At 44.6% G+C, this 20,132-nt stretch carries 14 protein-coding genes and 2 tRNA genes; 7 read left to right on the top strand and 9 right to left on the bottom strand.

From position 1 onward, the window contains the following. Positions 1 to 14 precede the first annotated feature (14 nt). Positions 15 to 89: transfer RNA gene (locus tag AC5RDS_RS05690), tRNA-Val, on the bottom strand. Positions 90 to 550: 461 nt separating this feature from the next. Here AC5RDS_RS05690 and folB point away from each other — a divergent pair. Further along, a complete protein-coding gene (gene folB / locus AC5RDS_RS05685; RefSeq protein ID WP_046404288.1) occupies positions 551 to 904 on the top strand; it encodes a dihydroneopterin aldolase in 354 nt (117 codons plus the stop codon). Between the two features lie 63 nt (positions 905 to 967). Then, positions 968 to 1,038, top strand: a tRNA-Cys gene (locus AC5RDS_RS05680). Positions 1,039 to 1,205: 167 nt separating this feature from the next. Here AC5RDS_RS05680 and AC5RDS_RS05675 read toward each other — a convergent pair. From AC5RDS_RS05675 to AC5RDS_RS05645, 7 genes are all read right to left on the bottom strand, one after another. Next, the gene (locus AC5RDS_RS05675; RefSeq protein WP_013613118.1) at positions 1,206 to 2,816 is read right to left on the bottom strand and encodes a PKD-like family lipoprotein; all 1,611 of its coding nucleotides are present in this window, start codon (positions 2,814 to 2,816) and stop codon (positions 1,206 to 1,208) included. Between the two features lie 38 nt (positions 2,817 to 2,854). Further along, positions 2,855 to 3,688 carry a DUF4843 domain-containing protein gene (locus AC5RDS_RS05670; RefSeq protein ID WP_046404286.1) on the bottom strand — a complete coding sequence of 278 codons (834 nt, stop codon included), beginning with the start codon at positions 3,686 to 3,688 and terminating at the stop codon, positions 2,855 to 2,857. Positions 3,689 to 3,699: 11 nt separating this feature from the next. Continuing rightward, positions 3,700 to 5,025 (bottom strand): RagB/SusD family nutrient uptake outer membrane protein, encoded by a 1,326-nt coding sequence (locus tag AC5RDS_RS05665; RefSeq protein ID WP_118404634.1) that lies wholly within the window; start codon positions 5,023 to 5,025, stop codon positions 3,700 to 3,702. 154 nt (positions 5,026 to 5,179) lie between these two features. Next, positions 5,180 to 8,485 carry a SusC/RagA family TonB-linked outer membrane protein gene (locus AC5RDS_RS05660; RefSeq protein ID WP_229032312.1) on the bottom strand — a complete coding sequence of 1,102 codons (3,306 nt, stop codon included), beginning with the start codon at positions 8,483 to 8,485 and terminating at the stop codon, positions 5,180 to 5,182. An 18-nt stretch (positions 8,486 to 8,503) separates the two neighbouring features. Then, complete coding sequence (locus tag AC5RDS_RS05655) at positions 8,504 to 9,601, bottom strand: FecR family protein (RefSeq protein ID WP_013613121.1); 1,098 nt, start codon at positions 9,599 to 9,601, stop codon at positions 8,504 to 8,506. 299 nt (positions 9,602 to 9,900) lie between these two features. Continuing rightward, positions 9,901 to 10,989: a DUF4934 domain-containing protein gene (locus tag AC5RDS_RS05650; protein WP_181990667.1), complete on the bottom strand. Its 1,089-nt coding sequence runs from the start codon at positions 10,987 to 10,989 to the stop codon at positions 9,901 to 9,903. 78 nt (positions 10,990 to 11,067) lie between these two features. Continuing rightward, positions 11,068 to 11,685 carry an RNA polymerase sigma-70 factor gene (locus AC5RDS_RS05645; protein WP_049782934.1) on the bottom strand — a complete coding sequence of 206 codons (618 nt, stop codon included), beginning with the start codon at positions 11,683 to 11,685 and terminating at the stop codon, positions 11,068 to 11,070. A gap of 532 nt (positions 11,686 to 12,217) precedes the next feature. On the opposite strand from AC5RDS_RS05645, the gene rnhA reads away from it, so the two are divergent. The 5 genes from rnhA to AC5RDS_RS05620 all read left to right on the top strand — a co-directional run bounded on the left by rnhA (position 12,218) and on the right by AC5RDS_RS05620 (position 19,070). Continuing rightward, positions 12,218 to 12,703 carry a ribonuclease HI gene (gene rnhA, locus AC5RDS_RS05640; protein WP_022159932.1) on the top strand — a complete coding sequence of 162 codons (486 nt, stop codon included), beginning with the start codon at positions 12,218 to 12,220 and terminating at the stop codon, positions 12,701 to 12,703. Positions 12,704 to 12,816: 113 nt separating this feature from the next. Beyond that, positions 12,817 to 13,785, top strand: a complete 969-nt coding sequence (locus tag AC5RDS_RS05635) for an NAD-dependent epimerase/dehydratase family protein (RefSeq protein ID WP_013613125.1) — start codon at positions 12,817 to 12,819, stop codon at positions 13,783 to 13,785. A 170-nt stretch (positions 13,786 to 13,955) separates the two neighbouring features. Continuing rightward, positions 13,956 to 16,211, top strand: coding sequence for a ribonuclease R (gene rnr, locus AC5RDS_RS05630; RefSeq protein ID WP_087382673.1), 2,256 nt, complete (start codon positions 13,956 to 13,958; stop codon positions 16,209 to 16,211). A 22-nt stretch (positions 16,212 to 16,233) separates the two neighbouring features. Then, positions 16,234 to 17,676, top strand: a complete 1,443-nt coding sequence (locus AC5RDS_RS05625) for a carbon starvation CstA family protein (RefSeq protein ID WP_013613127.1) — start codon at positions 16,234 to 16,236, stop codon at positions 17,674 to 17,676. Positions 17,677 to 17,759: 83 nt separating this feature from the next. Further along, entirely contained in the window at positions 17,760 to 19,070 is a 1,311-nt protein-coding gene (locus AC5RDS_RS05620; RefSeq protein WP_013613128.1) for a peptidoglycan DD-metalloendopeptidase family protein, read from the top strand. Here the strand turns inward: AC5RDS_RS05620 and AC5RDS_RS05615 are convergent. Then, a complete protein-coding gene (locus AC5RDS_RS05615; RefSeq protein ID WP_013613129.1) occupies positions 19,062 to 19,982 on the bottom strand; it encodes a DUF58 domain-containing protein in 921 nt (306 codons plus the stop codon). The two genes, AC5RDS_RS05620 and AC5RDS_RS05615, sit on opposite strands and share 9 nt — an antisense overlap. Positions 19,983 to 20,132: the final 150 nt, after the last annotated feature.

The raw sequence follows: 20,132 nt of genomic DNA, 5'->3' as shown, positions 1-20,132 counted from the left end.
TTGACTTCCTTTTGTGGGCGCTGAGGGATTCGAACCCCCGACCCTCTGGGTGTAAACCAGATGCTCTGAACCAACTGAGCTAAGCGCCCGTGCGATCTTATCTGATTGCGGGTACAAATGTAGATGAATTTTTTATATTGGCAAAATATTTTAGAAAAAACAGAAAATAATTTTTTGTCTGTTCTGAAAATGGCAGAATATCACATATTTATGCAGGCCGGAAACCTTTGTATCGATTCTGATTTTATATATATGTATTTTAACTATATATTAACAAAATAATTAACATTTATTTGTTGGTTGGTTGTTGTATTTGTCTGAAATGTCCTTACCTTTGCACCGTCTTTAAAAAAGATTGTTTTTCATAAGTTTGTATGGTTTAGGTTAGTAGTTAGTAAATGTTTAAGGGTCGGTTCACCGGCCCTTTCATTTTTTATTTTACTCTCTCTTTTTTTTATTTTCGATGTTCTTTGCCGGTATTTTTTCGGAGGTTCGCTTTTCTTCCCTTGCTTTTATCTGTATTTTTGTGGGATAAATTAATCTTTATTTTATGACTGGAATTCTTGAAATCGAAGAAATGGAGTTTTTTGCCTATCATGGTTGTTTCGAGGCAGAGCAGACTGTTGGAAATAAATTTAAAGTATATGCCTGTTTGCACTATAATTGTGATAAAGCCGCTGTTTCGGATCAAATTACGGATGCTTTAAGTTATCAGACGGCTTATGAAATTATTGCTGTAGAGATGATGAAACGTTCTCATTTGTTGGAACATGTCGGGCTGCGTATGCTGGACGCCCTTTATGCGGCTTTCCCTCAATTGCTGTATGCTAAGATTAAGATTTCTAAGATGAATCCCCCTTTGGGAGGGCAAATTCGGTGTACGAGTGTGACTTTGGAGAAATAATTTTGCAGATTATTTTGGAAGTTGACGAAAACATCCTATCTTTGCATCGCAAAATCGCAACAGGGTCGGTTGGCCGAGCGGTTAGGCAGCGGTCTGCAAAACCGTGTACAGCAGTTCAAATCTGCTACCGACCTCAAAAGCCTTCGAAAGTTATCTTTCGAAGGCTTTTTTGTATCCGGTATCTTGAAGGGTAGGGCGGCGGGAGTTTTAGTTCCGCCAATCTCTTCTGAAAAAGGGACGCTGATCACAACAAATCGCAGCATGGGTTTGTCAGGCAGCTGTCCCTTTTATATCCTGTGTTTTAACGGCGTTCACGGTATACTACATCTGCAATCCGGGCAAAACCACTGTACTCTGTCCGTTTGCTGACTTTATTGTTTATTCCGTCGATCTTATAGAAACCCAGTGTACCTCCGTTATTGTCCGTGCTGTTTTTATCGTATGAACCGACCATCAGTTCGAACTGCCGGGCCATAAATTCCTCCGATTGATCGTTGAGCAGAGTCAGGAGGGGCTGTTGGTAAAGATTGAATTTCAGGAAGGTGACTTCGGATGTCGAAGGCAGAGTGATCACCGATTCGTAGGTGGTATTGGTGGCCAGATTGTACATATGCACCTTATTGCCTTCGGCATAAAACAGAAAGGGAAACTGGGAATGGAAAGCGAACCGGCTGGCTTGATCGAAGCCGGGGGCTTGTAAATTTTCATATTTCGATTCCTGTACGAATCCGTTACCTCCCATATTGATTCCATAAATGTGGCGTTGGCCGTTTTGATCCTGAAGGATGGCATACACCAGACCATTGGAAAAACGTGTACTTTCCATATAGATCAGTTCCATCCCGGTTTTAAAACTGAACAGGGCCTCTTCGGGGTCTTGCAGGGGAGATAGGATTTGTTTCGGGTTGTCGGTAGTTCCTGTCGACCAGCCGACGAAACGCCGGTTATCGGTGTCGTAAAAAAGGGCAGTATTACCATTGCCGGGGCGTGCCATACTGACTCCTACGTAAGGGGCGACTTTAAATTCAGGAGCCAGGCCACGTTCGGAAGTATTGATCGGATATTCGAAAGCAGCACCTGCTGTACCCAATGCCTGGCAATAAGCATTCCCTTTGTCGGTGACACAAAAGTTCGCCTCACCTCCATACGAGCTACCCGAATTCAGGGAGATGTAATAAACAGGTTCTTCGTCTGCAGGAGGTATGATAAAATCAACGGCTTTTATATTCCAGGATTCGTCTGTTTTGAATGTTTCCTGGTCCAATAGATAGGAACCTTTTTCTGAAATCAGGTAAATGACATCTCCCGGATTGGCGAAACGGCTGGGGGCCCAACCGAGCATACGGGCGTTTGTCACCTCCGGAAGTCCCAGGGAGGCGAGCAGGTCGTAGGCCGGGAGTGTTCTTTCTTTAGAAAGTACGGAGATCATATCCAGCCGGACACGATTTTGAGCTCCTTCGTTACAGAGTACCATCCAGCCTTCGTAAGTGGGGGAGGTGACTTTGATGTCGAATAGTTTTGCCGTCTCCCTGCCGGTTCTGATATCGGTGACGATAAACATACATAAGTAAGTATTGGCTGCAAAGGTAGCCAGCGTATCCACATCCTTTCGGCCGTTTTTATTCAGGGTTACTCCCCAATATGCCCCGTTTACGATCGTACCTCCGCTTTTCAGTTCCATTTTATAGGTGAAAGTGAAGTTCGGGTTATCCTCTGTAATGATTCCTTCCAGAGAAGATTTGACTGTGGGGGCGGCCACAATGTGTTCGGCTCCCCCGACGACTTCCAATAATTCCGGCAGACCTTCGATCGTGATTTCTGCCACTTCATGATAATCGTAATTTCCTTTGTCGTCGAAGCACGAGCTGATCAGGGGAATGAACAGGAGGACGAATAGTTTGTATCGTTTCATAGAATTTTGATTTTCAATGTTATTTTATGTTTCGGTTGTTATTCATATCGGGAATAGTCGACCGTATAACCGTCGGCCAGTTGCATGTAGGAACCGTCCTTATCTTTTACGGGGGTATCGTTATCGGCTTGTTCCTGAAGGTAATTACGAACAGCTTTGGCGGCGAATCCGAGGCGTCCGTAAGAGACTTTCGCTCCGGCCTGTCCGGCTTGCGACCAATCGTTCACTGTCCAGCCCATGACCGAATTGACAACGATGTATTTCTGAGGCGTCCAGGGACCGAGGAAACCTTCACCGAACCAGGACCAGTAAGTCGGTTCGGAATATTGTTCGTTGAATTTGAACGTATACCGGGTACCGTCCAGGTTTTCGCTGCTGGAGTTCCATTGGTTCGTTTTTTTGTATTCGTCGATCCGGGCATTGAAGTGTTCGTTTTCTATAAGGTGCAGAACGACTGTAAGGGTACTGTCGAGTAAATCGGGGGTACGGTAAAAGGTGATTCGCACATAGGCATTACTCTTGCCGGCTTTTATTTTTAACGTGTCGAGGTTCGTATCGAAATGCACGCCTTGGATTCCGGTACTCATTTCTTTATCGATTTCCACTTTAAAAGGGCGGTCGTAGTCGGTGACATTTCCCATCGTACGTACTTCGGCCGAATAGGTGACATTGTTTTTTTCGGCAGCTGCTCCGGCAAAAGTGAATTCGGTGCTGTTGGAATAGGTGACAGTGGTGCTTCCCCATATATAGGAAGCAGTCCGTTGAAAATAGAGAGCGGCATCGTCCGAGGTGTAGACCGGAATATCTTTTGTCTCACAAGCTGTAAATATCAGAGGCAGAAGAAAGAGATAGAGTATTTTTTTCGTTTTCATAATATGCTGTTTTAACGGTTTTCGATTTCTTTGGCCGGCATGGGGGGGACGTAACGGGCGGCACTGGCCCCATAAGTAGAGGTGTTGTGCCCATTTTCGGTATTCAGGATGTTGACGAACAGCCGTTTGTACATAAAGAAAATCTGGCCTTCTCCCCAAAATTCACGGAGATATTCGATACGTAGTTTGCTCATCAGCTCATTTTCGTCTGTAATGGTTATTTCGGGCAGGCCCCGCAGAGTGCGGATTTGGTTGAGCCAGCTGTTGCCATCCGATACCTTGGGTTCGCATTCGGCTGCGATATAATACATTTCACTTAAGCGGATCAATGGCATGAAGCTGCTGTAGAATAATTTAGCATCTCCGTCCTGAATGGCTTTGTACTTGGTGAATATATGACCCGTGACTCCGATACTCGTCGCCTGAGCCCATTGGGATTGATAGCGGTAATCCTGGGTTTCTCCTGCAAACAGATTGCCGTCGACGAATGAGTTACGGGGTTGTAAAAAATTGTTTCCTGCATTTTCTGCATCGAAACTGTAGGTATAGATATCGCCCCGTTTCTTCATGTATATCCCCATCAGGACTTCGGTAGAGAATACCCGGTCGGGATCGACATTGTTAGCCAGTAGTTTGTTGGGATCTACCGGGGGAAACCATTCCGATACCGTCTTATCTTTCAGGAGTTTATAGGCTGCTTGCAAAGCTTTGTCTTTCTCGCCGGCATAGAGGTATACCCTGGCTTTTAAGGCCAACACAGCGTAATAATTCATCCGTAATTGGCGGTAACGCAGATATACCTCGTTTTCATCTTCCAAAGCGGAGGCCATAGGGCCTTCCGGGATGACCGGGTCTTTGGCCAATAGTTTTTCGGCTTCGTCCAGGTCGCGCATGATCTTGTTGTGAACGATCGAGTCGGCTGATAATAGGGGAAGGTTCATGATTTTTACCGATTCGTTGTAAGGGATGGATGGGGCCGAAGGATCCTCTTTATAGATGGGGCCGAATAAGCGTAACATGTCGAAATGAAGGAAAGCCCGGAGGGCCAGTAATTCTCCCTTCATCAGATTGGTTTCGGCCGGGGACAGTATGCCTTGCTGCGTAGCCAGATTTTCCAGGATGACATTGCAATTCAGGATGGTCGTGTAGGCTGTGGCCCAAGTCGACTCGAGTGCCTTGGAGACATTTTCCTCCGCATATCCCCAGCTATTCAGACTGGTCAGATAAGTGCTTTTAGCCAGGGGAGCATATCTTTTTGAAATGACATCGATCAATTCGTATGAGAGATTTTTGCCATATAACGAATTGGAAGTTAGGTTGTTGTATAAACCGTTCATGGCAGTATAGTACCCCCCCGGGTCGCCAAAAGTTGTTTTTCAGTATATTGATCTTTGGGCTGGACATCCAGAAAGCGATCGCATCCCGTACAAATTCCTCCCAATAAAATGAGGCTTAGTAATATTAGAGTTTTGAAATTCATCGTATTCGGATTTAAAAGTTAAAAGAAAGTCCTAATTCGAGGCTGCGTGCGAACGGATAGAGAGTTCCCCGTTCGGATTTGATCGTGGAAGCTCTGAAAACATCGCGCATGGAGGCTTGAATCTTTAGATTGCTCAGACCTATTTTTTTGATCCAGCCTTCATAAAATTCGTAACCGACATAAACGGATTCCATACTCAGGACGTTTTCTTTCTGAATGAAGCGTGAAGACATCGGCGTACTGGCTGCATTCGCGATGTCTTTGAAGCGTACTTTGTCGCCCGGATTTTGCCATCTTTCGTACAAAGCCCGTTTATCCTGGTTTTTATTCAAACCGCTGACGGAAATATTCTCGACTTTGTTGAACAAGGCTTCGTTGAATACGCTGGCACCTGTCTGGTATCTGAAATTCATGCTGACAGAGAACCCTTTGTAGTTGAGAGAAGTCCCGATCACTCCTTCGATTTTGGGCCGGGTATTTCCACAGATCACTTCGTTGTCATAAGAAAAGTCGTAGGTGTAATTGCCCTCTTTGTCGTAGAATAATTCCCGACCTGTAGAAGGATCTATCCCTGCCGATTTCACGGCCCAGATATCGTCGGGGTCTGCTCCGTTGTAATATCTGACCGTGTTGTGGCCCTGGCCGGATTTATTGAGCTCGTCGAGTTTATTTCCGATCTTATCGAGTTTGGTTTTCTGGGTTCTCAGGTTACCCCGGACGAGCCAGGAGAAACGTTGATCCAGTTTCTGTATGATGTAATAGGAAGCGGAAAGCGTCAAGCCTTGGGAAATCTGTTTTCCCATATTGGTCAGGTAACTGCTTGTCCCTGAAGACAGGGGCATGCTGATGTTTATCAATAGGGGGTCGGTTACTTTGTGGTAATAATCTGCTGTGATATTCAGGCGTTTATCGATCAATGTCATATCGATACCGATATTTTTGTCCAGGGTGATCTGCCAGTCGAGGTCGGGGTTACCGAGCTGATTCAGTACGGCTCCCATACCGAAATAATTCATAGAGGCCAATTGAAAATTGAATGTCGTCAGTGTTTTCGACGAACTGAAGTTTTGGTTGCCGGGGTTACCGATCGAGGCCCTCAGTTTTAGGAAATCGATCCAGGTGAGGTGATCTGCAATGAATCTCTCTTTGTGCAGGTTCCAGCCTAAGCCGACAGACCAGGTACCGATATAGCGTTTGGAGGCTCCGAATACGGAAGAGCCGTTTTCGCGCAGACTGAAATCCATCAGATAACGATCATCGAAAGAATACCCCAGGTTGAAATAGCCGTTCATCGACCGTGAAGTATTTTCGTAATAGGTAGGGCTTCCTCCCTCCGGATAACCGTTCGAGAAAGAGGGGTATACGAAATCACCTTCCGGGAATCCTTGAGCACTATAGCCTTGTGTCAGCGTTTTGTTACTGTTGAGGTTACCACCGAGGACGGCATTGAGACGATGACGGCCGATCAGTTTGGCAAAAGTTACCGATAGCTCGCCTTCGTATTGGTTACTTCGGGTATTGGTGGTATTGAAAGTCCCTTTTTTGAGGATCTCATAAGTATCGAAGCGGGTGTCGTTGCGGGAGATGAATTTTTCTGTATCGTCGTTGCCGTAGCTGATGCCGAAGCGGGCCCGTACTTTCAGTGCTTCGAGGGGAGTGTATTCGGCCACGAAATAGTTGGATAAAGCGAGTTGCTTGCCTTCGTCACGACTGTTTTGAGAGGCATTCCACAACGGATTGGCCGCTTTGGTATAATCGTTGTTTTCGAGCCATTTACCGATATTTCCCTCTTCGTCTCTTTTTTTGTAGTAGGGATTGGCGGCAGCATATTCGCTGAAATCAACGATCGGATTTTTGATTTTGGTGTTGGTCATCGAAAATTTGTTCGAGAACTGGAATTTTTTGATACGGTAGATCAGGTCGATATTTCCGCTGATAACTTCCCGGTTGGATTTCTCCATGACTCCGCTGATACCGTTATAGCCGGCTCCGATACCGAACAGGAAACTGCCTTCTCCTCCTTCGATATAGAGGGAGTGTTTCTGATTGACTCCCACCCGTAAAGGTTCTGTCAGCCAGTAGGTATCTATCCCGCTTTCGATTTCGGCTAATTTTTGATTGTATAATTTCTGTAGTTCGAATTCACTTGTCGCCGACCAGGAAGCAGGGGTGTATTTCCCGGCTAATTTTTCGAAAGCCAGTTTTTCTTTTGCATTCATGAGGTTGTAGCTACTGAGATCGGGCATCGAAATATTGGCATTTCCATTGTAACTGACCATCAGTTTTCCGGCTTGTGGTTTGACGGTTTCGACAACGACTACCCCGTTGGCTGCTTTCGATCCGTAGATCGCTGTCGAGGCGGCGTCTTTGAGGATGGTGATCGAAGCGATGCGGTTGATATCCATATCGTTGATTACAGATAAGGAGGATTCGAAGCCGTCGAGGATGAACAACGGTTGGTTCGGATCGGCTTCGAGCTCGTCACGCATACCCAGCATACTCGATTTCCCACGGATTTCCATATTCGGCAGGCGGTTCGGATCGGAGCCGTATAAGGTGTTGTCCAGAATGGCAAAAGAAGGGTCGAGGGTTTTCAGACTTTGCAAAATGTTTTGAGTACCTGCCGTTTTGAGTTCGGATGCGGTGTAAGTGGAAGCAGAACCGGTAAAGCTTTTTTTTTTGCGGGTAAAAATTCCGGTCACGACCACCTCTTTCAAATTTTCTGCCGTCTCTTTTAAAATGACTTTGATCGGTTTTTTAGGATCGCCGACCGGGACTTCCTGACTTTCCATACCGATAAAAGAGAAGATCAGAATGGTGTTTTCTTGTTGGGGCAGAGACAATTTGAAGTTTCCTTCGGGATCGGTTGATGTTCCTAGTTTGGTGCCTTTTACCAGGACTGTCACTCCCGGAAGAGGAGTGTTGCTCTGGTCGGTTACCTGACCGGTCAGGGTAACGCTATTTACGGTTTGGGGAGTAGTTAACGGAGTCAGGATGATGGTTCGGTCTTCCAGGGTATATTTGAACCGATTATTGGCAACCGCGTCTAAAACCTGTTCGAGATTCAGGACTTGTTGTGCGAATTTTACTTTCCGGTTGAGGTCGAGTTGTTCGCCATTGTAGAATACATCATAACGCAGTTGGGAGGAAATAGCATCGAAAATTTCCCTTACTGTCAGCTGTGTCGATGAGAGAGCGAGTTTTTCCTGCTGGGCAAAGACCGAGGCATTGCCAGGAAGCACACTGATCAGTAAGAAGAAACTCAACCAGCTACATAGCAGGAGATTTCTTTTTACTTTCATTTGATTTTTTTTCATACATTAGATATTAAGTTGTTAGTAATTGAGGTGGTATCGGGAATGGGGTTTCCCCCGGACGATCACTGTTCTGCCTTGTATGTCGAAATGCAGGTCGGCTGTGCGTTCCAGGTATTTCAACACCACCTGGAAGGAGTTGTATTTGTTGATTGCTCCGCCGAAGTGGAGACCTTTCAGTTGCGGATCGGTATAGAATACTTCGAAATCATACCAGCGTTGTAATTGCCGGATGATTTCTTCCAAACGTTCGTTGTGAAAAATGATTTTACCGGATATCCAGGAGGTATATAAGGCGGGATTGACAGAAGAAATCTGTGGACGTCCCTCTTGGCGGGATGCTGTATACTGTTCTCCGGGTTTTAGGATATAGGTGGTGTCGTTATGGCCGATTTGTATTTTCCCTTCGACTAAAGTCGTACTCCAAAGACTGTCTGTCGGATAGTTGCGAACGTTGAACCGGGTTCCTAAAACTTTTATAGTCCGGTTGGCGGTGTGTACGATGAAAGGGCGTTGGGTATCGGGTACTACTTCCAGATAGATCTCGCCGGACAGAAATATTTCGCGTCGGTGTAAGCCGAATTTTACCGGATACCGGAGACTAGATTCCGAATTCAACCATATCCGGCTTCCGTCGGCCAGTTGTAACCTGTATTCGCCTCCTTTGGGGATCTCGAGTGAATGATAGGATAAAGTAGAATCGTATCCGGGAGTTTCAGTCGGTAAATATCGGATGGATTGGACAATACTGTCGAGTTGAAGATTGGCTGCTGTCTGTGGCCTGATAAGAGGGGATTGGTTCGGATTTAAGAAGATTTGCTCTCCGTTTTCTAAGGTCAATACAGGTATGCCGTCGGCTTTGTAAATCTCCGGTGAGGGGGAAATTGCCGGGGGATAAACAGCGAAGTGACGGATAAATAAATAACCGCTTCCCGAAAGGAGACATAGCGCCGATACACAAATAGCCAACCAGGAATGCCGTCTTCGAATAATGTAACCGTTATTGGTACAGCGTTTTACGCGTTTCCAGCCTTTTTGCCGGTCAAAGTGGTTCTCTGCCGATCGATTGACGGCTACTTGAATGATAAACCGTTCTTTATCAGATAGTTTTCTCTCCATAAAAACGGACGATTATTTTGGTGGGTATTCACCAAAATAAAATGGACAATCGACAGATGACAATTGACAATAATTGGAAGTTTCACTTCCACTGAAAAATAAGATGAATTCAGAAAGATAAACTAATATATAAATAATATATGTATGGTGGTGATCAGGTGTATATAACCCTTGGGGAAAATATTTTTATTTACCGGTTATCGGATTTTATTTGACAAAATGCAGTCGATATCTATGTGCTTTGTAAACTTTGTGAATTTTGTAAACTTTTGACTATTTAATCGTCCGTTTATTTTATGCTAAATACTTTTATAAAGGAATAATAGCGGATTATCATCTTCTTTGGCATTTTGTATTTGTTTTATAACAGGATTATCGGATGCTATTCCGGTGAGTTTACGTTGTAATATAGGCATGTCGTAAGAGAAAGCGACAATTTCGTTGTGTGTATCTTCGGTAGCGATGCTGTTATGCAGGACAATTCCAAGGTTTGTATTGGTTATGCCGTAGGCGTGTACAATTTGATGCCGGGTTTTGTTATAAACAAACAGGCCTATTTTATTGGTGTTGAAAAAGAGATTACTGCGTATTTCTTTTACATTTATGATCGAAAGCACTTTGTTTCGGGTTGCAGGTGCATGAGGCTCTTCATTCAGTTGAGTCGGATTGTAGCTATATTTCCCGAAATCCACGGTAACCACAGGTTTTATACGGTTGTTGTCCCAGCTGTAAATGGTGTAATCTCCGTTTTGAGTGAAATACAGGTGTTCGCTCTTTAATAAATAACTCCCGCGGCAACGGAATTCCCCCCGGTAAGTGAATGCTAAAGGAATTTTTTTCGCAACCGTAATCCGGTGGTCTTCTTCATTCAGCAGGGATAAGTAATGTTTGGGTTCTAATACTTTTGAATTGATAGCCAGTATGTTATCTGTTGTTCGGGTTATTTCAGTATAGAAAGCTTCGCTTGTTTTTTCCCGAAGGAAGTTACCGTTGTAATCGTAATACAAAAATTTATATGGACGATCGGCCGTGACAATTATTTCCCGGTCGGTTTCATCGACGGTAAAATCGGTGATACCGAGCCATTCGCCCGGTCCCCTTCCATGGGGACGGATATCGGTAATAAATTTGCCTCGACGGGTGAATAGCAGTATTTTCTTGTCTTGTATGTCGAACAGGAAGATTCGCTCCGGGGTAAGTACTATTTTATTTATCATACTAATCAGAGAGCGGTCCGTTGTTTCGGGAAATACGATTTCGCAATCTGCAAACCAGGTCGTATCGGTATATACCGCTTCGCTTAAGTCAGCCTGTACTACCGCCGGTTGTATTTTTTCCCGGCAGCACACCAAGGCAAAATATATACCGATAATAAGACCTGTTTTCACAATACTTGAATTTAGTTTATAAATTTTATAATAAGATACCTCTTCCTGAAAAAAGGGTGATGCATTTTTATAAAAATTTTATAACCTGATGTTCATTTCGCTTTTCAGGCAGGTGGACTGACTCATCAGCCAATACCACAAAATGAGCGATTCTTCCGAATGTAATTGTCCCCGGATCAACCGATAAGCTTTAGAGATATGGGTTTTGACGGTATTGACCGAGATCGAAAGTTCGTCGGCGATCTCGGTGTATTTTTTTTCTTCGATAGCACTCAGCATGAAAACTTTCAAACATTGGGGCGGTAACTCCTGCATGATGGCTTTGATCCGTTCGATTTCCTGCTCTTCTTCGACCGAATATTCGGAATGGAGGAGGTATTCGATAAATTCGGTCAATTTCGGGTTATGTTTCCGGACAATGGCCTGTTTTTGCAGATTTTTGAGGGCCCGGTGGCGGATGCAGGTATAGAAGTAGGCCCGGAGTGAATCTTTCACCTGCAATTTGATCCGGTTTTCCCAAAAGTGGATGAACATATCCTGAACCACATCCTCGGCCAGTGAACCATCGGCCAATAAACCCTGGGCATACCGGCACAAGGGATCGTAATACTTCTGGAATAATTTCTCAAAAGCCGGATAGTTGTCTTGTCTGACAGCTTCATACCATTGAAGGTCTATATCGGTAACCTTATTCATCGGGACAAATATACGTATTTTTAATCTATTTAAGAAGCTTGTCATTTTATTATTCTTATGTAAACGAACTATCCGAATTGTCTTGCATACAATAAACAGATAAAAAGAACAACTAACTTAATCGATTAATCAATATCTTATAAGAAATTATTCCGATGAAATAATCTAGATTTCCATATACTGATAGATGTGATCCGATATTTGATACTATAAAACCCTTCTAAACCTTCCTTTACCAAATAGCGTTAACGGAAAATGAAGGGTTTTATGGCGGAATAGAAAGAAAAAATTATATCTGTTTTTAAATAGTTTCAGCGGTTTAAATGGTTACAAAGGTTTCAGAAGTCAGGTTTAACCGCTATAACTAAAAAATGGATTTTTTTAAAGATTAATGCTGTTTTTGGGTAACTGAACTGAAAATTATAGGCCTGGAACTAATCGGGAATGAAAGTCTATAGGCGTTTTCCCGGAAAGCCGGAAAATTGCGTTTTAATTACTACTTTTGTCCACCTAATTCGAATTGAATCTATATATGGCTGATCCGATCATTATATATACCGATGGTGCTGCAAGTGGAAATCCCGGTCCGGGAGGGTTCGGCGTTGTATTGAAAGCCGGAGTGTATCGCAAAGAACTGATGGCCGGATTCCGGAGGACGACCAACAATCGGATGGAATTGCTGGCTGTCATCGTGGGATTGGAAGCACTGAAGCAACCCGGGTGGCAGGTGGTCGTTTATTCGGATTCCCGGTATGTGGTCGATGCTGTTGAAAAAGGCTGGGTGTTCGGATGGGAGAAGAAAGGATTTAAAGATAAGAAAAACCCGGATTTGTGGAAACGCTTTCTGGCTATATACCGGCAACATCAGGTGAAGTTCGTCTGGGTAAAAGGACATGCCGATATCCCCGAAAACGAACGTTGTGACCAGTTGGCTGTTCAGGCTTCTAAAATGCCTAATCTCCAGATCGATTACTATTATGAAGCGGAACAGGATAATAACTTAAAACTTTTCATTTAAACACTGAAAAATATTTCAATTTTTAGTCTAACGGGTGATTTTATTATATACATTTGCAGAGAATAAAGTGGTGTTCTACCCGATTGTTTGAAACTATTATAACTCAATCTGCAATGAAAAAAATATTGATTGTCGGTGCTGGCGGGCAAATAGGTTCTGAACTTGTCCCTCATCTGAGATCCATTTATGGAAATAATAATGTTGTAGCTGCTGATATCAGTGCTGAAAAATGTAAAGTTTTGGCGGAAGCCGGTCCGTTCGAAGAGCTGAATGCGCTGGATGGAGAGAAATATACGGCAATAGTCAAAAAATACGGTATCGACACGATTTTTAATCTGGTGGCTTTATTGTCGGCTACCGGAGAGAAAAATCCGGTGTTGGCCTGGAATATCAATATCGGGGCGCTGACGAATTCTTTAAATATTGCGAAAGATAACGATTGCGCTGTGTTTACTCCGAGTTCTATCGGTGCTTTCGGTAAAGATACGCCGAAAGATAAAACTCCTCAGGATACGTTGCAACGTTCCAATACTACGATTTACGGAGTATGTAAGGTTACGGGCGAGTTGCTGAGCGATTACTATTTCAACCGTTTCGGTGTAGATACCCGTAGCGTGCGTTTCCCGGGATTGATTTCTTATGTCACGCTTCCGGGAGGTGGCACCACCGATTATGCTGTAGAAATTTATTACGATGCTATCCGCAGAGGAGCTTTCACCTGTAATGTGAAAGCCGGTACTTATATGGATATGATGTATATGCCCGATGCGCTCAATGCAGTGGTACAGTTGATGGAAGCCGATCCTTCCCGTTTAAAACACCGCAATAGCTTCAATATTGCCGCTATGAGTTTCGAACCCGGGCAAATTGCTGCCGAGATCCGTAAACACTTACCTGATTTTAAGATGGATTATCAGATCGATCCGGTAAAACAAGCTATTGCCGATAGCTGGCCTAACAGTATGGACGATTCTTGTGCCCGGGAAGAATGGGGCTGGAAGCCGGAATACAACCTTCAGAATATGACGGTCGATATGCTGGTTAAAGTGAAAGAAAAATTCGATAAGGGATTGATTAAATAAGGGATTTATAAAAACGACGAGCGGCCTCTTTCCGGGGCCGCTTTTTTGTTTCGTTAGCTCCGGTAAAACAAAATAACGGCCTTGGCCGGGAGGAAAATTATAATTCATTGCCCGGATTTTTGTATAATCAATCGAAAAAAACACTAAATTAGGGCACTAAAATAAGAGGTATGGGCAAAAATAAAAAGAAAAGCGAGCCGACCATGAGTAAGCCGGAGTTGAGTAAACGCCTTTTGGCACTGATGAGTAATCACCCGGGTGAGAGTTATAATTATAAGCAGTTGGCGATGCGATTGCAGGTGAAGAGTATGGATATGAAACGCCAGATCTCGGAAGTGTTGCGGGAATTAGGAGAAAAAGGAGAGTTGGAAGAGATTTCGACAGGAAGATATAAAATGCGGCAGAGAGGGGCTTATATTACCGGTGAAGTCGAGTTGACAGCCAAAGGGTCGGCCTATATCATTTCAAACGAGAGTAAAGAGGATGTGTTTGTTGCTTTTCCTAACCTCAAACACGCCCTGAACGGAGATAAAGTGAAGGTTTTGGTATATGCCCGGAGTCGTGACCGCCGCCCCGAAGGAGAGGTGGTCGAGATCCTGGAACGGAAGAAAGGTACTTTTGTCGGCGTAGTACAACGGTCGGCGAATTACGCTTTCCTGATACCGACCGGTAAGCAGTTGCCCTATGATGTGTTCATCCCGACGGAACATTTGAATGGAGCCGAAAACGGGGATAAAGTGGTGGTAAAAATCAAAGATTGGCCTGAAAATCAGAAGAATCCTGTGGGAGAAGTGATCGAGGTGTTGGGGCGTCCCGGGGATAACGATACGGAAATGAATGCGATTATGGCCGAATATGAATTGCCGGTGAAGTTCCCGCCCAATGTGTTGAAAGCGGCTGAAAAGATCCCTTTGGATATCCCTGAAGAGGAGATCCGCAAGCGCCGCGACTGCCGCGAATTGACCACTTTCACTATCGACCCGAAAGATGCGAAAGATTTCGACGATGCCCTTTCTGTCCGTACGTTGAAGGAAGGCGTGTATGAAGTCGGTGTGCATATCGCCGATGTCAGTTATTATGTCAAAGAAAATACGGTGCTCGATAAAGAGGCTTATGCGAGGGCTACCTCGGTATATCTTGTCGACCGGACCATTCCGATGTTACCGGAACGCTTGAGTAACGGGGTTTGTTCGTTAAGACCCGATGAAGATAAGTTGTGTTTTTCTGCTATTTTTAAATTGGACGCTAACGCACAGGTTTTGGACCAATGGTTCGGGCGTACGGTGATCCGTTCGAATCGCCGGTTTACTTATGAAGAAGCTCAGGAGCGGATCGAAGGTGCCGAAGGGGATTACCGGGAGGAAATTCTGCTGTTGAACCGGTTGGCTCAAAAATTACGTCAGGATCGCTTTAAAGCCGGAGCGATCGATTTCGACCGGGTAGAGGTGAAATTCAACCTGGATGAAAAGGGACATCCGGTGAGTGTGTATTTCAAGCGTTCGAAGGAAGCCAATAAGCTGATCGAAGAGTTTATGTTGCTTGCGAATAAGAAAGTGGCCGAACGGATCGGTAAACCCAAGAGTGGAAAAAAAGCACCTACTTTCGTATACCGTATTCACGAAAACCCGCTGCCTGAAAAGTTGGAAGAATTCAACCGTTTTGTGGCTAAATTCGGGTATGGATTGAAAACAGGTAGCCGCAAAGCCCTTACTTCTTCGATGAATAACCTGATGGCCGAAGTAAAAGACAAACCCGAACAAAATATGATCGAAACCCTGGCGGTACGGACGATGGCTAAGGCTGCCTATTCGACCGATAATATCGGACATTATGGTCTGGCTTTCGATTATTATACCCATTTCACCTCACCGATCCGGCGTTATCCGGATGTGATGGTGCATCGGTTGCTGCAACGTTATCTGGACAGTGGACGCTCGGTCAATAAAGAAAAATACGAAGAATATTGTAAGCATTCGTCCGATATGGAACAGGTGGCGGCTAATGCCGAACGTTCGTCTATCAAGTACAAGCAGGTGGAATTTATGGCGGATAAAATCGGACAAGATTTCGAAGGTACGATTTCGGGTGTCACACAATGGGGATTTTATGTCGAACTGGAAGATTCGAAATGTGAGGGATTGGTGTCGATGACCGAATTGGATGACGATTTTTATGAATTCGATGAGAAAAATTATTGCATTGTCGGACGTCATCACCATAAGATCTATCAACTGGGAGACCGGGTAACGATCAAAGTGGCTAAAGCGAATCTGGTGGCTCGCCAATTGGACTATGAGTTGGTTAAGGGAGCAGACGAAGAAGGGGTGATCAGGCCTTTGGGAAAGAGCCGGGAAGATATCGGCCGGAAATCGAAAACGAAAGGCAGGAAAAAGGAAAATAAACCGAAAGGAAAAAAAAGAAAATAGGGATGTAAAAACTTGATAAGCTATGTATTCATTTACAATTTGTTTGCTGATTCTGGTCGTCGGCTACTTTGTATATGGCCGTTATGTAGAGCGGGTATTCGGGCCGGAGGCGAAAAGGCCGACTCCGGCATTGACAAAGGCCGACGGAGTGGATTATATCCCCTTGCCGACCTGGAAGATCTTTATGATTCAGTTTTTGAATATTGCCGGTTTGGGACCGATTTTCGGTGCTATCATGGGGGCTAAGTTCGGGACGGCTTCTTATTTATGGATTGTCTTGGGGAGTGTGCTGGCGGGGGCTACGCACGATTATTTTTCGGGGATGTTGTCGATCCGGCATGGAGGTGAAAGTTTGCCTGAGATTATCGGACGTTATCTGGGGATGACCACCAAGCAGGTGATGCGTGGTTTTACAGTAATCCTGATGGTGTTGGTGGGAGCGGTTTTCGTTGCCGGGCCTGCCGGTTTGCTGGCTAAGCTGACACCCGATGCTTTGGACACCTCTTTTTGGATAGTCGTCGTTTTCCTTTATTATATTTTGGCAACCCTGTTACCCGTAGATAAGATTATCGGAAAGATTTATCCCATTTTTGCTATTGCTTTGTTGTTTATGGCTGTCGGGATTTTAGTCATGCTGTACGTCAATCATCCGGTTTTACCGGAGTTGTGGGACGGCTTACAAAATACCCATCCGAATGCGGCGAATCTGCCCGTTTTCCCGATTATGTTCGTGAGTATCGCCTGTGGGGCTATTTCCGGTTTTCATGCCACACAGTCGCCGATGATGGCCCGTTGTATGAAGAGTGAGAAATACGGACGTCCCGTTTTTTATGGGGCAATGATCACGGAAGGTATCGTGGCTCTGATTTGGGCGGCTGCGGCTACTTATTTTTATCATGAGAACGGTATGGCCGAAAACAATGCTTCCGTCATTGTAGATGCCATTACGAAAAGTTGGTTGGGATCGGTGGGAGGTATTCTGGCGATTTTGGGTGTGATAGCTGCTCCGATTACTTCCGGCGATACGGCTTTCCGGTCGGCCCGTCTGATTGTGGCCGACTTTATGGGCATGGAACAGAAAAGTATCCGCCGCCGTTTGTATATTTGTGTCCCGATGTTTCTGGCTGCTATAGGATTGTTATTGTATAGCCTCCGGGATGCTGCGGGATTCGATATGATCTGGCGGTACTTTGCCTGGTCGAATCAGACCCTCTCCGTCTTTACCCTTTGGGCCATTACGGTTTATCTGGTACAGACGGGTAAAAACTATTGGATTACTTTGATTCCTGCTTTGTTTATGACCTGTGTGTGTTCGACCTATCTGTGTATCGCTCCCGAAGGTTTCGGATTGACTCAGATCGTATCTTATTATATCGGGTTGTTCTGTGTTCTGATCGCTGTCGTTTGGTTTGCTGTATGGAAAAGCAAAACCCCTCAGTCTCCCGGTGATTTAGTCTCCCGATAACTCAGCAACTCAGCAACTCAATAACTCAGCAACTCAGCAACTCAGCAACTCAGCAACTCAATAACTCAATAACTCAATAACCAATGTCAAAGAAAAAACAGATTATCTTTTCATCACTACTGGGAATCGTGTTGTTAGTAGTGATTTTTATGCCCAAGAAAGAGACTACTGAACCGTTGGATGAGATCGAAGTGACGGATTCGCTTGAAGTGAAGGAGATTACTTATAAATATGGTATACCCATCGATGATTACGATGTGGATTATGGTATTGTCAAAAGGAATCAAAGTCTTTCTACGATATTGCAGAAACATGGCTTATCGGTGGGAGAAGTGCATCGGCTGGTAGAAAAATCCAAAGATGTCTTCGATGTACGTAAGATCAGGAGCGATCAGGCTTATGCGGTATTTACCACCAGGGACAGTATACCGGAGACCTGTTATTTTGTGTATGAAATCGATCCCAAATCTTATGTCGTTTTTGATTTGCGGGGAGATTACCGGGTGACGATGGGGGAAAATCCGGTCGAATGGCGCAGGAATGAGTTGCATGGTGTTGTTGAGTCTTCTTTGTGGCTGGCCATGTCGAAATACAATGCCGATCCGCAATTGGCCGTCGTATTATCGAATATTTTCGGGTGGACCATCGACTTTTTCGGTCTTCAAAAACAGGATGAGTTCCGCGTGATTTATGAGCAGGAATATGTCGATGGGAAGAGTTTGCTTAATTTTAATGTATTGGGGGCTGCTTTCCGGCATGGTGACAGTACTTATTATGCCATACCGTTCGAACTGAACGGAGAAAAATTATATTACGACAGAGCAGGAAAGAGTTTGGAGGGGGCCTTTTTGAAAGCTCCTTTGGATTTTTTCAGGATTTCTTCCCGTTTCTCGAACAGCCGTTTCCACCCTGTGTTGAAGCGTTACCGGGCTCATCACGGTGTAGATTATGCTGCGCCGACGGGTACTCCGGTGTATGCCATCGGGAAAGGCCGGGTTATTGCAAAAGGTTATCAGGCCAAGGGAGGTGGAAATTACGTCAAAATCAGACACAATAGTATTTATACGACGACCTATATGCATTTGTCCCGATTCGAAAAGGGAATCAAAGTAGGGGTAGATGTTGCCCAGAAGCAGGTCATCGGATATGTCGGGGCTACCGGTCTGGCCACAGGCCCGCATTTGGATTTCAGGGTATATGAAAACGGTAAGCCGATCAATCCGCTGACAATCAAATCGCAACCTCAGAAAACATTGAAAGACGGAGATTTGAATCGGTATGAGGTCGTCAGGGATTCGGTTATCCGCATGTTGACTCTTATTCCGGATGTCCGGCAGGAAAATACAGAAATACCTGTCGATACAACCGTTTTTGAAGATAATGAATCAATATAATTTGCTGCGTTTTAACAGGTAGGGGAATAATACTTCGTGGAATTCCCGGTCGATGTCGGCTTCGACAAAGTCGATCCGGAGTTGTCCGCAACGTAGTTTTAGTTCCTGGTAAAATTCGGCCATTTTCTGCTTATAAGTCTCCCGGATTTCATTTGGAGAAAATTTGATTTCCCGGCCGCTTTCCAGATCGATAAAGAGATGGGGGCGGTTCGAAAATTCGAATGCTTCTTCCATCCGTTTGTCTTTGACGTGAAAGAGGATCACCTCGTGTTTATTATAGCAGAGGTGTTGGAGAGCTGAAAAGAGTTCTTCCGTATCTCCGTTCGAAAACATATCGGTGAAAATAACGACCAACGCTCTTTTTTGTATGGTATCCGCCAGTTGGTGGAGCACCTGGGCTGTCGATGTGGGTTTGTTCAGGGAAACCGAATGATTTTGCAAAATCTCCTGAAGGTGGGCGTACATCGTCTGTATGTGGGTGCTGTTCGATTTTGCATCCGTCAACACTTCGATCCGGTCCGAGAACAGACATAATCCCGAAGCATCCCGTTGTTTCCGGAGCAGGTGAATCAAGGCTGCTGCACAATAAACCGAAAACCGGAGCTTAGAGACTTTCGCCGACGGATAAGGAAACAACATCGAAGAAGAAGTATCCAGCACCAGATACGACCGTAAATTTGTCTCTTCTTCGAATTGTTTGACGAATAACTTCTCTGTCCGGGCATAAAGCTTCCAGTCGACGTGTTTGGTCGATTCTCCGGTATTGTATACCCGGTGTTCGGCAAATTCTACAGAAAAACCATGATAAGGACTCCGGTGCAAACCGGTGATAAAACCAGCAACAATCTGAGAAGCAATGAATTCGAGATTATCGAATTGTTCATAGCGGATAATATCTTCGAGCTTGTTCATGGCTATAAACCTGAAAAGATAAAGAAAAGGCTTTAGAGCAACGATTAAAAAAAGAGGGTGTCCAAAAAGTATTTGGCACCCTCGATTTATTCGTATCCCTATTGGAGACTGAAATCAAATATCCGATTCTACAAGGGGGTATTTTGCCTT

It is taken from the genome of Odoribacter sp. (assembly GCF_985060555.1).
This window is presented reverse-complemented; position numbering and strand designations above follow the sequence as displayed.

What these genes read in the sequence shown, in the direction of transcription:
- folB (WP_046404288.1), top strand. Translation starts at nt 551, where the DNA reads ATGACTGGAATTCTTGAAATCGAAGAAATGGAGTTTTTTGCCTATCAT.
- AC5RDS_RS05675 (WP_013613118.1), bottom strand. Translation starts at nt 2,816, where the DNA reads ATGAAACGATACAAACTATTCGTCCTCCTGTTCATTCCCCTGATCAGC.
- AC5RDS_RS05670 (WP_046404286.1), bottom strand. Translation starts at nt 3,688, where the DNA reads ATGAAAACGAAAAAAATACTCTATCTCTTTCTTCTGCCTCTGATATTT.
- AC5RDS_RS05665 (WP_118404634.1), bottom strand. Translation starts at nt 5,025, where the DNA reads ATGAACGGTTTATACAACAACCTAACTTCCAATTCGTTATATGGCAAA.
- AC5RDS_RS05660 (WP_229032312.1), bottom strand. Translation starts at nt 8,485, where the DNA reads ATGAAAAAAAATCAAATGAAAGTAAAAAGAAATCTCCTGCTATGTAGC.
- AC5RDS_RS05655 (WP_013613121.1), bottom strand. Translation starts at nt 9,601, where the DNA reads ATGGAGAGAAAACTATCTGATAAAGAACGGTTTATCATTCAAGTAGCC.
- AC5RDS_RS05645 (WP_049782934.1), bottom strand. Translation starts at nt 11,685, where the DNA reads ATGAATAAGGTTACCGATATAGACCTTCAATGGTATGAAGCTGTCAGA.
- rnhA (WP_022159932.1), top strand. Translation starts at nt 12,218, where the DNA reads ATGGCTGATCCGATCATTATATATACCGATGGTGCTGCAAGTGGAAAT.
- AC5RDS_RS05635 (WP_013613125.1), top strand. Translation starts at nt 12,817, where the DNA reads ATGAAAAAAATATTGATTGTCGGTGCTGGCGGGCAAATAGGTTCTGAA.
- rnr (WP_087382673.1), top strand. Translation starts at nt 13,956, where the DNA reads ATGGGCAAAAATAAAAAGAAAAGCGAGCCGACCATGAGTAAGCCGGAG.
- AC5RDS_RS05625 (WP_013613127.1), top strand. Translation starts at nt 16,234, where the DNA reads ATGTATTCATTTACAATTTGTTTGCTGATTCTGGTCGTCGGCTACTTT.
- AC5RDS_RS05620 (WP_013613128.1), top strand. Translation starts at nt 17,760, where the DNA reads ATGTCAAAGAAAAAACAGATTATCTTTTCATCACTACTGGGAATCGTG.
- AC5RDS_RS05615 (WP_013613129.1), bottom strand. Translation starts at nt 19,982, where the DNA reads ATGAACAAGCTCGAAGATATTATCCGCTATGAACAATTCGATAATCTC.